The organism is Corallococcus exercitus (assembly GCF_003611585.1).
Lineage (GTDB): Bacteria > Myxococcota > Myxococcia > Myxococcales > Myxococcaceae > Corallococcus > Corallococcus exercitus.
Genome location: NZ_RAVW01000004.1, coordinates 1 through 12655 on the forward strand (window position 1 = coordinate 1; position 12655 = coordinate 12655).

Annotated in this window: 13 protein-coding genes; 9 read left to right on the forward strand and 4 right to left on the reverse strand. The window is 69.8% G+C overall.

Annotation, left to right across the window (positions count from 1 at the left end; all coding sequences use genetic code 11):
- The coding region (locus tag D7W79_RS00835; protein WP_120523456.1) for a hypothetical protein at window positions 1-1025 on the forward strand (1025 nt) is incomplete at its 5' end.
- A gap of 1 nt (window position 1026) precedes the next feature.
- On the opposite strand, the gene D7W79_RS00840 is transcribed toward D7W79_RS00835, so the two are convergent.
- The 3 genes from D7W79_RS00840 to D7W79_RS00850 all read right to left on the reverse strand — a co-directional run bounded on the left by D7W79_RS00840 (window position 1027) and on the right by D7W79_RS00850 (window position 3974).
- Window positions 1027-2169, reverse strand: coding sequence for a ferrichrome ABC transporter substrate-binding protein (locus D7W79_RS00840; RefSeq protein WP_120523407.1), 1143 nt, complete (start codon window positions 2167-2169; stop codon window positions 1027-1029).
- Between the two features lie 90 nt (window positions 2170-2259).
- A complete protein-coding gene (locus D7W79_RS00845) occupies window positions 2260-3453 on the reverse strand; it encodes an LLM class flavin-dependent oxidoreductase (protein WP_120523408.1) in 1194 nt (397 codons plus the stop codon).
- Between the two features lie 98 nt (window positions 3454-3551).
- Window positions 3552-3974, reverse strand: a complete 423-nt coding sequence (locus tag D7W79_RS00850; protein ID WP_120523409.1) for a hypothetical protein — start codon at window positions 3972-3974, stop codon at window positions 3552-3554.
- A gap of 122 nt (window positions 3975-4096) precedes the next feature.
- Between D7W79_RS00850 and D7W79_RS00855 the strand changes: the two genes are divergently transcribed.
- A complete protein-coding gene (locus D7W79_RS00855; protein WP_120523410.1) occupies window positions 4097-4369 on the forward strand; it encodes a DUF2277 domain-containing protein in 273 nt (90 codons plus the stop codon).
- Window positions 4370-4423: 54 nt separating this feature from the next.
- The gene (locus D7W79_RS00860) at window positions 4424-5839 is read left to right on the forward strand and encodes a hypothetical protein (RefSeq protein ID WP_120523411.1); all 1416 of its coding nucleotides are present in this window, start codon (window positions 4424-4426) and stop codon (window positions 5837-5839) included.
- A gap of 1 nt (window position 5840) precedes the next feature.
- On the opposite strand, the gene D7W79_RS00865 is transcribed toward D7W79_RS00860, so the two are convergent.
- Window positions 5841-7430, reverse strand: coding sequence for a family 43 glycosylhydrolase (locus tag D7W79_RS00865; RefSeq protein ID WP_120523412.1), 1590 nt, complete (start codon window positions 7428-7430; stop codon window positions 5841-5843).
- A 162-nt stretch (window positions 7431-7592) separates the two neighbouring features.
- On the opposite strand from D7W79_RS00865, the gene D7W79_RS00870 reads away from it, so the two are divergent.
- The 6 genes from D7W79_RS00870 to D7W79_RS00895 all read left to right on the forward strand — a co-directional run bounded on the left by D7W79_RS00870 (window position 7593) and on the right by D7W79_RS00895 (window position 12638).
- Entirely contained in the window at window positions 7593-8594 is a 1002-nt protein-coding gene (locus D7W79_RS00870; protein WP_120523413.1) for a siderophore ABC transporter substrate-binding protein, read from the forward strand.
- A 55-nt stretch (window positions 8595-8649) separates the two neighbouring features.
- A complete protein-coding gene (locus tag D7W79_RS00875) occupies window positions 8650-9636 on the forward strand; it encodes an ABC transporter permease (RefSeq protein WP_208729605.1) in 987 nt (328 codons plus the stop codon).
- Window positions 9626-10597: an iron chelate uptake ABC transporter family permease subunit gene (locus tag D7W79_RS00880; protein ID WP_120523414.1), complete on the forward strand. Its 972-nt coding sequence runs from the start codon at window positions 9626-9628 to the stop codon at window positions 10595-10597. The genes D7W79_RS00875 and D7W79_RS00880 overlap by 11 nt, the downstream gene beginning before the upstream one ends.
- Window positions 10594-11352 carry an iron ABC transporter ATP-binding protein gene (locus tag D7W79_RS00885; protein WP_120523415.1) on the forward strand — a complete coding sequence of 253 codons (759 nt, stop codon included), beginning with the start codon at window positions 10594-10596 and terminating at the stop codon, window positions 11350-11352. Before D7W79_RS00880 ends, D7W79_RS00885 begins: the two co-directional genes overlap by 4 nt.
- Window positions 11353-11461: 109 nt before the next feature.
- Complete coding sequence (locus D7W79_RS00890; RefSeq protein WP_120523416.1) at window positions 11462-12046, forward strand: hypothetical protein; 585 nt, start codon at window positions 11462-11464, stop codon at window positions 12044-12046.
- 88 nt (window positions 12047-12134) lie between these two features.
- Window positions 12135-12638 carry a nuclear transport factor 2 family protein gene (locus D7W79_RS00895; RefSeq protein ID WP_120523417.1) on the forward strand — a complete coding sequence of 168 codons (504 nt, stop codon included), beginning with the start codon at window positions 12135-12137 and terminating at the stop codon, window positions 12636-12638.
- The last annotated feature ends 17 nt before the right edge of the window (window positions 12639-12655 follow it).

Below are 12655 nucleotides of genomic sequence, written 5' to 3' on the forward strand. Positions count from 1 at the left end.
CGTCAGATGTTTATAAGAGACAGGTCATCCCCGGGCCGCCCGTCGAGCCCCAGCCTCCGCCGGAGCGCCTCCAGTGGGCGGAGCGGGGCGCGCCCGCGTTCGTGGACGTCAACGGGGATGGGACGGAGGACATCGTCGGCCACGTGAGCCGCCACGAGGGAGGCTCCAACTACCGGCACGTCATCGCCGCGTTCGACGGGCGGACGTTCCAGAAGCTCTGGGAGTCATTGCCCTCGGAAGGTCCGGACGCCTCCAGCCGCACGAAGGTCATCGCCCAGGCCGGCCGGCTGGTGATGAGCGAGCAGCGCGCGGTGGACCTGCTGGAGCTTGAAACGGGCAAGCGGCTGGGGCGCGTGCCGCTGACGGACTCGCCGCGCCGGCTCTGCATTCCTCCGGGGGACACGACGTCCGTCTGGGTGGAGGTGGTGGACCACCAGCACGTGCTCTTCGACACGCGCACGGCCACCGCGAAGCCCGCGCCCCGGGCCCCGAAGGGCTGCGCCACGCCGCCCCTGAGCCCCCAGACCTGCGACATGAGCCGGCCGGCCGAGCACCCCACCACCTGCGAGCGCTCCAGCTACCCGCCCTCCGACATCCGCGGCTTCTCCACGAAGTACCTCTACCGTGCGAACGGCTACACCCTGTCGCTGGGCACGCGATGGCCTGGGACGCAGGTGCCCCTGGTGGGGCTGTACGCGCCGGGCAACCGCAAGCCGCTGTGGCATGGCGTCGTGGCGGAGAGGGATCCACTCGAGCTGCGGGACACCGCGCCGGAGGTAGGGGAAATCACCCAGGACGCCGTGTACGTCGTCTACGGCCTGGAGAAGGGAGGCACGCACCTCATCCGTCGCGACCTGCGCACCGGCGCTGTCACCTGGGACGTGGCCCTGCCCGAGTCCCATTTCAGCTCCGTGGCGCCCACCCTCTGGCCCCGGGACGGCCGGGTGTACGTGTCGCAGTGGGGCGGCCTTCACGTGCTGGACGCCGCGACGGGCAGCCGCATCGGCGGCGTTGGAGGGGAATGAGTCAGTAGATGGAGATGAGGTGGATCCGCACGCGGGGGTTGCCCAGGTACTCCTCCAACCGCCAGCGGGTCCGCATCCCGTCCTCGCGGATGCCCACGCCGTCCGCCTTGGGCGCGTCCGCGCTGGCGAGCGCATCGCGCAGGTGGGCCACCGCCCAGGTGTCGAACTTCGGATCCCCGGAGCCCTCCAGCACCTGGAGGTCGAGCAGGCTGCCATCGCGCGCCTGCCGCACCTCCACGATGGCGACGAGCGCGAGGATGGGGGCCGTGACGTCGACCATGTACATGTCCGCCGCGCGCCCGGCCTCCACCGCCGCGCGCAGCCGGTCGGACGTTTCGCGACGGACGTCGCGCTCCTTGGGCGCGAAGGGCGTGCCCGTCTTGCCGAACCGCTCGATGGCCTCCAGCTGCTCGCGCTTGAGCCGGCCGAGGACCACCTGCTTGTCGGGAGGGGGCGGGTTCACGAGGCGCTCGGCGAAGCCCTGGCGCAGCTTCGCGAAGTAGGGAGGCGTCGCGCCCGAGGCCCGCGCGGACGCGGTCGCGTCCTTGGCCCAGCCATCCACCCGCTGACGCGCCTCCTCCGCCTCACGGGCCGCCAGCGCCTTGGGGTCCGGCTCGGCCCCCGGCACGTTGCGAAGCGTCCGCCCCGTCGACGGAGGACCCTTCAGCAGCCCACCGCCCAGCAGCCCGGGCGGTTCCAGTTGGAGCGGGACGTCCCGGACCGGGGGTGACGTGCGCTCGGGTGCTTCCGCGAGGGGCGCCGGAGCAGCGCTCCCGGTGGGTGCGGGCGCCTCGGCGGGCGCTTCGTCCTTCGCCCGCGTGGAGGGCTCGCGCTCCGCCAGGGCTTCATCCTTCGCCTGCGCGCTGGTGGAGGCGTCACGCTCCGCCTTGCGCGCCGGGGCTTCATCCTTCTTTCGCGCGCTCGTGGAGGGTTCGCGCTCGGGCGAGCGAGGGGGCCGAGGCTCCGCTTCGGGCTCGGACGGCGCGGGGCGTGCGTCGCGGGTGACGACCTCCATCTCGATGATCCGCGGCGGCTCGGGATGCCGGACGCGGCCGGACGGGCTCCGCGACAGCGCCACGAGGAGCGCCACGTGCAGGAGCACGGACACCCCGAGCAGCAGGAGCAGCTGTGAGCGGCGGGACACGAGGTCAGCTTGCTCCGTCCCGCCCCACGGGAGAAGTGGCGCGGAGCGTGGGCGTCGCGCCCAGACGCTCCCCTGCCCTCCCGTCGCCCGCTACGGCGCCGCCGGTGTCCTGAATTCCGGGATGAGCTCGCCCGTGAGGCGGATGCTCTTCAGGACCTTGTCGTGCGCCAGCGCGCCCACCTGGTGGAAGGACATGAGCGCGTCGATGCCCAGCGCCTGGTAGCGCTTGAGCCCCGCGCGCACCTGGTCCTGCGTCCCCACGATGAGCGAGTCCTGCGCGCTCAGCACCTCCCAGACCTGCTCATCCGGCACGGTCTCACCGGACATGATGCGGCCCAGGAGCCGCTGCGCCTGGGACTGCGGCGCGTTCGGATCCTTCTTGCGCAGGTACTGACCCGTGAGGCCTCCGCCCGCCGGGTCCTTCGCCAGCGCCTCCAGCTCCGCGGCCGTCTTCACGAAGGCGTCCTTCGCCTCGAAGAAGGTGAACGACCCGCTCGTGTACCAGGCGGCGGCCTTCGCGGCGCCGTTCTCCATGGCCTCGCGCTCGCTGTCCGCGCAGTGCACGAAGGTGAAGAAGGCGACCTGGTTGTTGACGAACCCGCCCACCGGCTCGCAGCGCGTGCGCAGGGCCTCGCGGTAGATGTGGATCATCTCCGCCACCTCGTCCGGAGAGGCCCAGAGCGTCACGCCCAGCGCACCCACGCCGTTGCGTCCCGCCTGCTCGAACGACGCGGGGCTGGAGCACGCCTGCCACAGCGGCGGGTGCGGCTTGCGGTACGGCTTGGGGATGACGGTGACGTCCTTGAGCTTCAGGTCCGGCCCGTCCCAGGACACCTTGTCCTGGGTCCACAGCTTCGGGACCAGCTCGAAGGCCTGCTGCATCTGCCCGCGCGTGGAGTCCGGCTCGATGTTGAAGGTGCGCCACTCCGGGATGGTGCTGCGCGCCAGCCCCAGCTGGAAGCGCCCTCCGCTCAGATGGTCGATGAAGGCCGCGCGCTCCGCGATGCGGATGGGATGGTTGAAGCGCGTGGGCGCCAGCACCGACGAGTGTCCGACGTGCAGGTTCTTCGTGCTCCGCGCGATGGCGGTGAGCATGATCTCCGGCGCGGAGCTGTAGCTGAACTCCACCGCGGTGTGGTGCTCCACCTGCCACCAGACGCCGTACCCCATCTCGTCCGCCAGCCGCGCCTGCTCCAGCGTCTCCTGGATGATCTGGTGCTCGTGGTCCGGACCGCTCCAACGCTCCTTCGGGTGCTGCATCTCCGAAAAAATATCGAGCCGCATGATGTCCCCCTCAAATCAGTCTGAGCTGATTTTACATCGAATGCGGACTCCCGCGCCGTCCGGAGCGAAACGTCCTCCGGACGGCGGGGGTCAGCCGGCTACTCCACCCAGTGGACCTTGCCCAGGCCGGCGGGGATGAGGTCGCAGACGTAGAAGATGTCGTCGTACGGGTAGTTGTCGTAGACGCCGCGCGCGGGGATGCAGCGCGCCTGGTTGGGGTACGGCGCGTTGAACTCCGCGGCCAGCTGCTGGCAGTAGGCGTTGTCGCCCTCGCCGCCGCACTCCTCGGTGCACTGGTCCGCGCGGATCCAGTACGGGTTGTAGAGGGGATACGAGTCCGACTCCGTCCAGCACAGGCCCGTCGAGCACTGGGTGTCCGCCGAACAGCCCTGGCCCACCGCGTTGAGCCCCTGCTCCTGCTGCGTGGGCGCGGGGGTCTGCTGCTCGGGGGCCGCGCCGCCGCCACAGGCGAGCATCGCGAACGAGAAGAGGGCCACGGGGACGGCGAAGAGGTTTCTCATCGGGGGGGAGGACTTTTCCGGGAAAAGGGTGAGTCCGGAGAGAACCATTTCAGCCCCGCCGAGCCAAGTGACGTTCTCGCGGTGCGCTACGCTGGTATTTCTTCACGCAAAGGAAGCCGCCCATGTGCCGCAGCATCAAGACGCTGTTCAACTTCGAGCCCCCCGCGTCCGACGCGGAGGTGCGGGCGGCGGCCCTGCAGTTCGTGCGGAAGCTCAGCGGCACCAGCGCCCCCTCCAAGGCGAACGAGGAGGCCTTCAACCGCGCCGTCGAGGACGTCACCGAGGTCGCGCGCCGGCTGATGGACTCGCTGGTGACCACCGCCCCGCCGCGCAACCGCGACATGGAAGCCATGAAGGCGAAGCTGCGGTCCGCGAAGCGCTTCGCCCCGCGCTGACGGCCAGCGCGTTCCCCCAGACGGGACGGGCCCACCGTCCCCGGAGTGCCACCGATGTTCCTCGCCTCGCTGCTGTCCGTGTTCACCGGCGCCTGGCTGTTCGCGGCGGCGCCGTTCACCGTCACGATGAAGTCCGCGGGCTACTCCGCGCGCTCGGATGGCAAGACGGTCACCGTCACCCGGGTCGTGCCCAAGAGCGTCGCCGCCGAGGCGGGCCTTGAGAAGGGCATGAAGGTGACGGGCGTCCCCCAGCCCTTCAGGGCCTTCATCAAGGTGCCCCTGCCCCAGCTCGGCGCCACCGACCTGCAGGACGCGCTGACGCCCCAGCCCGCGGAGGATCTCTGGCTCCGGGTGGAGACGAAGCGGGGCCCCGACCAGCTCATCCTCAAGAGCCGGGAGCCCCTGCCCGACAATCCGTTCCCGGTCATGCCGCTCACGGCCGCGCAGCAGGAGCGCCTGACCCCACTCCAGGCCAACCGCTACCAGGCGCGGATGGTCCAGTCCGCCATGGAGGCCATGCGCCGTCCCCGAGCCGAGCTCCGCCAGAGAACCACCGCCTACGTGGTGAAGGGAAGGCTCACGGGCATCGACGGCGGCGGCGCCACGCCCCTCTGGCTCCATCCCAGCATGGAGCTGCGGACCCCCTGCGGCGACCGCCTGGAGAAGGTGGAGCTGAGCAGCGCCACGGGAGACGTGAACCTCACGCTGCGGCCCGGGGATGCCGGTGCGTCAGGAGGCTCCTTCGAGCTGGCCCCACCCCTCTGGCCGGTGCAGCAGGTCCTCCAATGTAAAGACACCGCCACCGCCCTGGAGCGGACCCTGCACGTCAAGCTGAGCTGCGAGGGACTGCCTCCCGGGGAGCACGACGTCAGCGTGAAGCTGACCGTGCGCTGTGACGATCTCCACTCCCAGCCTGGGCCAGCCCAACCGCCGCTGGTCCTGGAGGAACCCAAGGACTTCCTCGTGGGAGACAAGACCCCGCTCCAGATGAAGGTGTTCGCACACCAGCTCGTCCCCCGCCCCACCGAGGCCACCCTCGTGGAGTTGGACGCCCAGGGCCAGGTGCTCCGGCGGCTGACGCCAGTTCCCCTGGGGAAGAACGCCCACGAACCCGGCCTGCCGCTCCAGGTCACGCTGGACACGACGGCCAGGCGCACCGCGCGGCTGGCGCTGGAGGTGCGCTTCTCCGACGGAAGCACCTGGCTCAGCGAGCCGCAGACGCGGGAGATCCGCACCCCGGCCCAGGTGGAGGCCCTGCGCCGGGAGGCACTCGAGGTCAATGACAGGGCCACCGCCTTCCTGGAGGACCTCCACGACAGGTTCAGCGCGCCCTGCGGCGACGTGCCCACCACGATGAAGTGGATCCTGGCCCATCCCGCCATCGAGGCCGCACACACGGGATATTACAAGCTCTACTACAAGGTGAAGGGCAGCTCCCACTTCTCCGTCTTCATGTGCGGCTACGACTGACTCAGGGGATGTTGATGCGCGAGTGCATGGCCCGCCCGTCGTAGGCAGCCGCGCCGCAGCGCGCATGGGCCCAGTCCCCGTTCACCGCGGAGCAGATGCGGAAGGCCTGGATGTTGGAGACCGGCACGTTGATGCCCGGCGTGTCGCAGCGCCCCTGGTAGGTCCACGCCAGGCTCTTGTTCACCGAATTCACGCCGATGCACGGGCCAATCCACGCGCCCGTGTCCCGCCGCTGCACGTCGATGGAGTACTGCGCCGCCGTCTCCTCCTCGCTCCACTCCAGGTCCACGAAGGGCGTGACGCCGCCGGGCAGTTCCAGCGACACGTCGTCGGAGATGCCGTCATAGGCCCTCTCCACGAAGGGCCCCCAGACGTTGTTGTTGGAATAGAAGATGCGGAACGCGGCGATCTCCCCCTTCGTCACCACGCGGTCCCCCGCGCTGCGGCACACGCCGTCGAACACCGTCTTGTTCGCCTGCCCCAGCAGCGTCACGGACGTGCACGGGCCCACCACCGACCCGTCGCGCAGCACGACGTCCAGCGAGTAGCTGTACCCGGCGAGCCGGTTCCAGCGCACGCTCACCTGGTTGAGCGACGTCATCGCCCCGTCCACCTTGAACGCCACGCGCTGCTTGTACGTGCTGCGCGAGGTGAGGTTGCCCGCGCTGTCGAAGGCACCCACGTGGAAGATGTTGAAGTACTCGCCGCGCCGCTCGACGATGACGTTGTGGCCGTGGGACTGCACCAGCCGGCCCGCGGAGTTCTTCAGCGGCAATGACAGCCGCCGCACCGCCCGCGCCCGCGTGAGCTGGGGGAGGGTGTCCGCCATCACGTAGTACATGGCGTACTGGCTGTTGTACCAACCGCCGCTGAAGAGCAGGTAGTAGCGCCCGTCGCGCTTGAACAGCTCCGGCGCCTCGTTGATGCCCTCCTCGTAGGAAGGCGTCGCGAACACCGCCGGGCCCGCGTGGTTGTAGACGGTACCGGGCGCGGCCAGGTTGAAGGAGGAGATGTTGTTGCCGTTCTGGAACCAGACGTAGAAGAGCCAGCGGTCCACGCCGTCGTTGAACGTCGCCGAGTCGATGCGGATGTTCCGGTTGCACCCCTGCGGCAGGCACGCCGTGCCGGTGGTGGTGCGCGGCCAGGTGGTGTTGGCGTTGATGGGCTGCGGCGCGCCGAAGGCCAGGTTCAGGTCCGGCGCCGTGGCGACGAAGGTCGTCACCTCCTGGCCGGACGGAGGACACGCCGCGCCGTTGGGCACCCGGTGGCCGGAGAAGTGGAGCTGGTAGACGCTGCCCGTCTTGCTCAGGTCCGGCGCCCAGAGGAAGCAGTAGTCGTAGGTCGGATCCGCCGCGGACGGGTTGTAGTCGCGCTTGAAGCGGAACGCCGTGAGGTCGTTGGACTCATACAGCGGCAGCACCACCCCGTTGCCGGTGCCGGTGAGGAAGAACAGGTCGTCGTTCTCCTTGTACACATCCGGATCCGCCAGCCACTGCATCAGCAGCGTGCGCGAGTTGTCCTGCGCATGGGCGGTCCCGGCGAGGGCCGTGGACAGGAGGGACAGCAGCAGGACGGCACGGAGGGGCTTCATGGCACTTCTCCCTGGAAGTCTTGAAATTCAAGCTTCAAGGGAAGACCCGGCGAGCGCAAGGTCGATGGGTTTTGACCGTCCAGCGGCGATCCGCTATATCCGACTTCGATAATGAATATCAATATCACTTGATATCCCCTATCCCTCTGGACGGGCCTTTTCGTGAGCACCACTCCCCGGCGTTTCCCTCTCCTCGTCGCGGCCCTCCTCGGGGTCGCGGTCCTCGGCCTGGCGTTCTTCGGCCTGCGTGCCTCGCGCGAGCCCGCCGTGGAAGCCACGACGCCGGCGGTCCCCGCGCAGGGGCCGGGCCGGACCATCACGCACGCGCAGGGCAGCACCGTCGTGGCCCCGAACCCGAAGCAGGTCCTGGTGTTCGACCTCGCGACGCTGGACACGCTGGACGCGCTGGGGGTGGAGGTGCGGGGCGTGGCGGGTGAGTACTTCCCCGGCCCGCTGGCGAAGTACGCGGACGCGAAGAAGTACCCGCGCTTCGGAACGCTCTTCGAGCCTGACTACGAGGCCGTCCACGCCGCGCGGCCCGACCTGATCATCACCGGCGGCCGGACCAGCGCCCGGTACGCGAAGCTCGCCGCCATGGCGCCCACCATCGACCAGACGACGGACGACGCGGACTTCCTGGACACCGTGGTGGGCAACACGGAGCGGCTGGCCACCGTCTTCGGCAAGGAGGACCCGGCGCGCGCCCTGATTGGAGAGCTGCGCCAGTCCATCGAGACGCTGAAGGCGACCACCGCCACGCGGGGCAAGGGGCTCATCGTCCTGACGTCCGGCGGGCGGATGAGCGCCTACGGCCCGGGCTCGCGCTTCGGCGTGCTGCACGAATCCTTCGGCATCCCGCCCGCGGCCCCGTCGCTCAAGGCGTCGCTGCACGGGGAGGCCATCGGCTCGGAGTTCATCCTGGAGACCAACCCGGACTGGCTGTTCGTCATCGACCGGGACGCGGCCATTGGCGAGGGCGGCGGCGCGCAGCGGCTCCTGGACAACGAGCTGGTGCGCCAGACGACGGCCTGGAAGCAGGGACAGGTCGTGTACCTGGACCCCGCCAACACCTACCTCATCGGCGGCGGCATCCAGTCCCTGCGGCGCCTGGTGGAGCAGCTCTCCGATGCCTACGCGAAGCCCCGACAGCCCCCTGCTCCCTGAGCCTGCCTTCGCGCGACGTGAGCCCGTGGCCTCCCCGCTGCCCGTGCCACGGCCCGTGAGCGACGCGACGCGCGGCCCGCTGCCCCTGCTCGCCCTGGCTGGCCTGGGGGTGCTGGTGCTCGCGGGCGCGAGCCTGTTGATTGGCGTGAGCCACGTGTCGTGGGACGCGCTCCTGGCACCCGCGGAGAACCCGCGCGCCGTGCAGGTGCTGGTCATCAGCCGCGTGCCGCGCACGCTGGCGCTGGTGCTGGCGGGCATGTCCCTGGGCGTGGCGGGCCTCATCATGCAGATGCTCGCGCGCAACCGCTTCGTGGAGCCCTTCACCGCGGGCACGGCGGAGTCCGCGAGCCTGGGCCTGCTCGTCGTCACCCTGCTCGCCCCCGGCATCCCCATCCTCGCGAGGACCGCCGTCGCCGCCGGCTTCTCCATGGCGGGCACGGCGCTGTTCCTGCTCATCCTGCGGCGGATTCCGCTGCGCTCGGCGCTCGTCGTTCCCGTCGTCGGGCTGGTGCTGGGCGCCATCTTCGACGCGGTGACGACGTTCTTCGCCTACCGCTTCTCCCTGCTGCAGTCACTGATGGCCTGGACCACGGGCGACTTCTCCAGCGTGCTGCGCGGCCGGTATGAGCTGCTCTGGGGCGCCTTCGTCCTGACGGTGCTCGCCTACGTGGTCGCGGACCGCTTCACCGTCGCCGGCATGGGCGAGGCCTTCACCACCAACCTGGGATTGAGCCACCCGCGCATCGTGGCGCTGGGGCTGGCCATCGTCGCCATGGTCACCGCGGTGGTGGTGGCCACCGTGGGGATGATTCCCTTCATCGGGCTGGTGGTGCCCAACGTCGTCAGCCTCATCGTGGGCGACAACGCGCGCCGCTCCATTCCGTGGGTGGCGGTGCTGGGCGCGGGCTTCGTGCTCCTGTGCGACCTCGTCGGGCGGGTGGTGCGCCAGCCCTATGAGATTCCCGTGGGCACGGTGGCGGGCGTGGTGGGCAGCCTCGTCTTCCTCCACCTGCTCTTCCGGAGGGACGGCCGTGTCGGCTAGCGCCCCGAGCCTGGAAGGCCATGAGCGGCGGCTGCTCCTGCTGGGGTCCCTGGCCGTCTTCTGCGTTCTGGTGTTCATGACCGTGGACGCGGGCGGCCAGTGGGACTTCGTGCTCCCGTTCCGCGCGCGCAAGGTCGCCACGGTGCTGCTGGTGGGCTACGCCATCGCCGTCTCCACGGTGCTGTTCCAGACCGTGACGGAGAACCGCGTGCTGACGCCCGCCATCATGGGCTTCGACACGCTCTACGTGCTGCTCCAGACGTGCCTGCTCTTCTTCCTGGGCTCGCACATGGTGGCGGCCCTGGACGTCCGGCTGCTGTTCGCGGTGGAGGTCACCGTCATGGTGCTCTTCTCCGCCGTGCTGCACCGCTGGCTGTTCGAGGGCGGCGGGCGGAGCATCCACCTGCTGCTGCTCACGGGCGTGGTGCTGGGCGTGCTGTTCCGCAGCCTGTCCAGCTTCCTCCAGCGCGTCATCGCGCCGGGCGAGTTCGCCTTCCTGGAGGACCGCTTCTTCGCCAGCTTCAACAACCCGGATCCGGACCTGCTGGTGGTTTCGGCATTCATGACCGTAGGCGCGTCCGTCCTGGGCCTGCGCCTGCTGCACGCCTGCGACGTGCTGGGCCTGGGCCGCGACGTGGCCATCAGCCTGGGCGTGGACCACCGCCGCACGGTGTCGCGGCTGCTGGCGGTGGTGGCGGTGCTGGTGTCGGTGTCCACGGCGCTGGTGGGGCCCGTCACCTTCTTCGGCCTCTTGGTGGCGAACCTGGCGCACGGGCTGGTGCGCTCGCACCGGCACGTCCACGTGCTGCCCGCCGCGGTGTTCCTCGCGGTGATTGGTCTGCTGGGTGGTCAGCTCGTGCTGGAGCGCGTCTTCTCCTTTGGCGCCAACCTGCGCGTCATCATCGAGTTCCTGGGCGGCCTCATGTTCATCACCCTGCTCATGCGAGGCGCGCTGCGATGATCGAAGCCCGGAACGTCTCCCGCCGCTACGGCGACACCCTGGTGGTGGACGACGTCACGCTGAAGCTCCCGGAGCAGGGCGTGACGTCCATCATCGGGCCCAACGGCGCGGGCAAGTCCACCCTCCTGTCGATGGTGAGCCGCCTGCTGCCGCTGTCCTCCGGCACGGTGCTGGTGGATGGCATGGACGTGGCCCACACGCCCGGCGACGCGCTGGCGCGCAGGCTGGCCATCCTGCGGCAGGACAACGCCGTCACCTCGCGGCTCACCGTGCGCGACCTGGTGACGTTCGGCCGCTACCCGCACTCCCGGGGCCGCCCGACGGTGGAGGACCGCGCCTTCGTGGAGGGAGCCCTGCACCACCTGGGCCTGGAGTCCATCGCCCACCGCTTCCTGGACGAGCTGTCCGGCGGCCAGCGCCAGCGCGCCTTCGTGGCGATGGTGCTGTGCCAGGACACGCACTACGTCCTCTTGGACGAGCCGCTCAACAGCCTGGACATGAAGCACGCCGTGTCCATGATGAAGGAGCTGCGGCGCGCGGCGGACACGCTGGGCAAGTGCGTGGTGCTGGTGCTGCACGACCTCAACTACGCCTCCTGCTACTCCGACCACGTCATCGCCATGCGCGGCGGGCGAGTCGCCTTCCAGGGGACGCCGGAGGAGCTCATGCGCCCGGCCGTGCTGCGCGACATCTATGACCTGGACATCGACATTCATGTGCTCGACGGGAAGCGCATCGCGGTCCACTACCGCTGACCCCTGGGCCGTGACACATGTGTCGCGATTGGAGTTGACGGAGGGTGTGTCCCGGGAATGTTTCCCTCTGTGAAGTCGTGGCATCGGGCTTGCTCAGTCCGCGCCCACCATGACCCACCACCGTGAATCCTCTCCCAGCTCCCGCCTGCGTCACTGGGCCTCCCGGCTGGCGCTCCTCGTCGCCTGTGCCAGCGTCGTCGCGACGTCGCAGGCCATCTCCGACGACGTGTTCTCCGACCCGTACTCCGGTGCGCCGGCGACCCTCACGACCGAGGCCCCCAAGACCCGCATCCCACTCGTCGTGCTGGCCACGGCCTCGAAGTCGCCCGACAAGATCGTCGAGGCGGAATTGACGGTGCTGGTGACGGCCACATGGAGGCCCGCGGACCCCAGCCAGACAGAGGGCCCCTGGCTCCGCGCCGTGTTGGTCGAGGGCGAGACGGAGTTCTCCGGTCCGGAGGCTGGCATCCTGCTGCTGGCGGGAGCGCCGGTGACGACCGAAGTCCAGACGTACCTCAGCCGCGAATGCAGGCTGGGTTCAACCTGCGAATGGACCGCGAACCTGGACCTGGAGCTGCCACCCGGTGCCCCGGCCGGCAAGGTGGAGTTGGTGTGGACGGCGACGGCCCAGGCGCACGTGGTGGATACCTCCAGCACGCCCAAGGGCTTCAAGGTCATCGTCTCGGAGCCGTGAGCCCCTGGCGCTCCGGTTGTCTGGGGTTGCTCCACGGCCACTGGGAGTGAAAGCCTGCGCATCCCCTCTTGCAGGAAGGCAGCCGCGGATGCGCGAGAAGAACCTGGAGTACACGCTGGATTGGATTGCCATCCAGGAGCTGGTGGCCGAGTACGGGCAGGCCATCGACCACGGCAAGGACACGGGCGACTGGACCCGCTGGGAGCGGGTCTTCGCCCCGGAGGTGACGTCGGACTACTCCCGCTTCATGGGGGTGCCGCCCTCCACCGCGCCGCGCGCCGTGCTGGCGCAGTTCGGCAACAAGGCGCTGGAGTGCTTCACCCGCGTGCAGCACTCCACGGCGAACACGGTGCGCACCGAGTTCACCAGCGACACGCGCGCGACGGCGCACGCCTACGCGGAGGTCTCCCACTTCTTCACGATGGACGGCTACCCCCAGGAGTGGACCCTGGTGGGGCGCTATACCCACGAGGTGGTGAAGACCGCCGCGGAGGGCTGGCGCATCCAGAAGGTCACGCTGGATCCCATCCACCACCGGGGCAACCTGCTGGGCCTGGAGTACGCCCGGGGCAAGCGGCTCGGCACGCCGTGAATCCCTGGCGCGCGGTG

Bases quoted from the DNA above. Each gene is read 5' to 3' on its own strand.
- D7W79_RS00860 (WP_120523411.1), top strand. From the start codon at position 4,424: ATGTTCCTCGCCTCGCTGCTGTCCGTGTTCACCGGCGCCTGGCTGTTC.
- D7W79_RS00855 (WP_120523410.1), top strand. From the start codon at position 4,097: ATGTGCCGCAGCATCAAGACGCTGTTCAACTTCGAGCCCCCCGCGTCC.
- D7W79_RS00885 (WP_120523415.1), top strand. From the start codon at position 10,594: ATGATCGAAGCCCGGAACGTCTCCCGCCGCTACGGCGACACCCTGGTG.
- D7W79_RS00850 (WP_120523409.1), bottom strand. From the start codon at position 3,974: ATGAGAAACCTCTTCGCCGTCCCCGTGGCCCTCTTCTCGTTCGCGATG.
- D7W79_RS00845 (WP_120523408.1), bottom strand. From the start codon at position 3,453: ATGCGGCTCGATATTTTTTCGGAGATGCAGCACCCGAAGGAGCGTTGG.
- D7W79_RS00865 (WP_120523412.1), bottom strand. From the start codon at position 7,430: ATGAAGCCCCTCCGTGCCGTCCTGCTGCTGTCCCTCCTGTCCACGGCC.
- D7W79_RS00890 (WP_120523416.1), top strand. From the start codon at position 11,462: ATGACCCACCACCGTGAATCCTCTCCCAGCTCCCGCCTGCGTCACTGG.
- D7W79_RS00895 (WP_120523417.1), top strand. From the start codon at position 12,135: ATGCGCGAGAAGAACCTGGAGTACACGCTGGATTGGATTGCCATCCAG.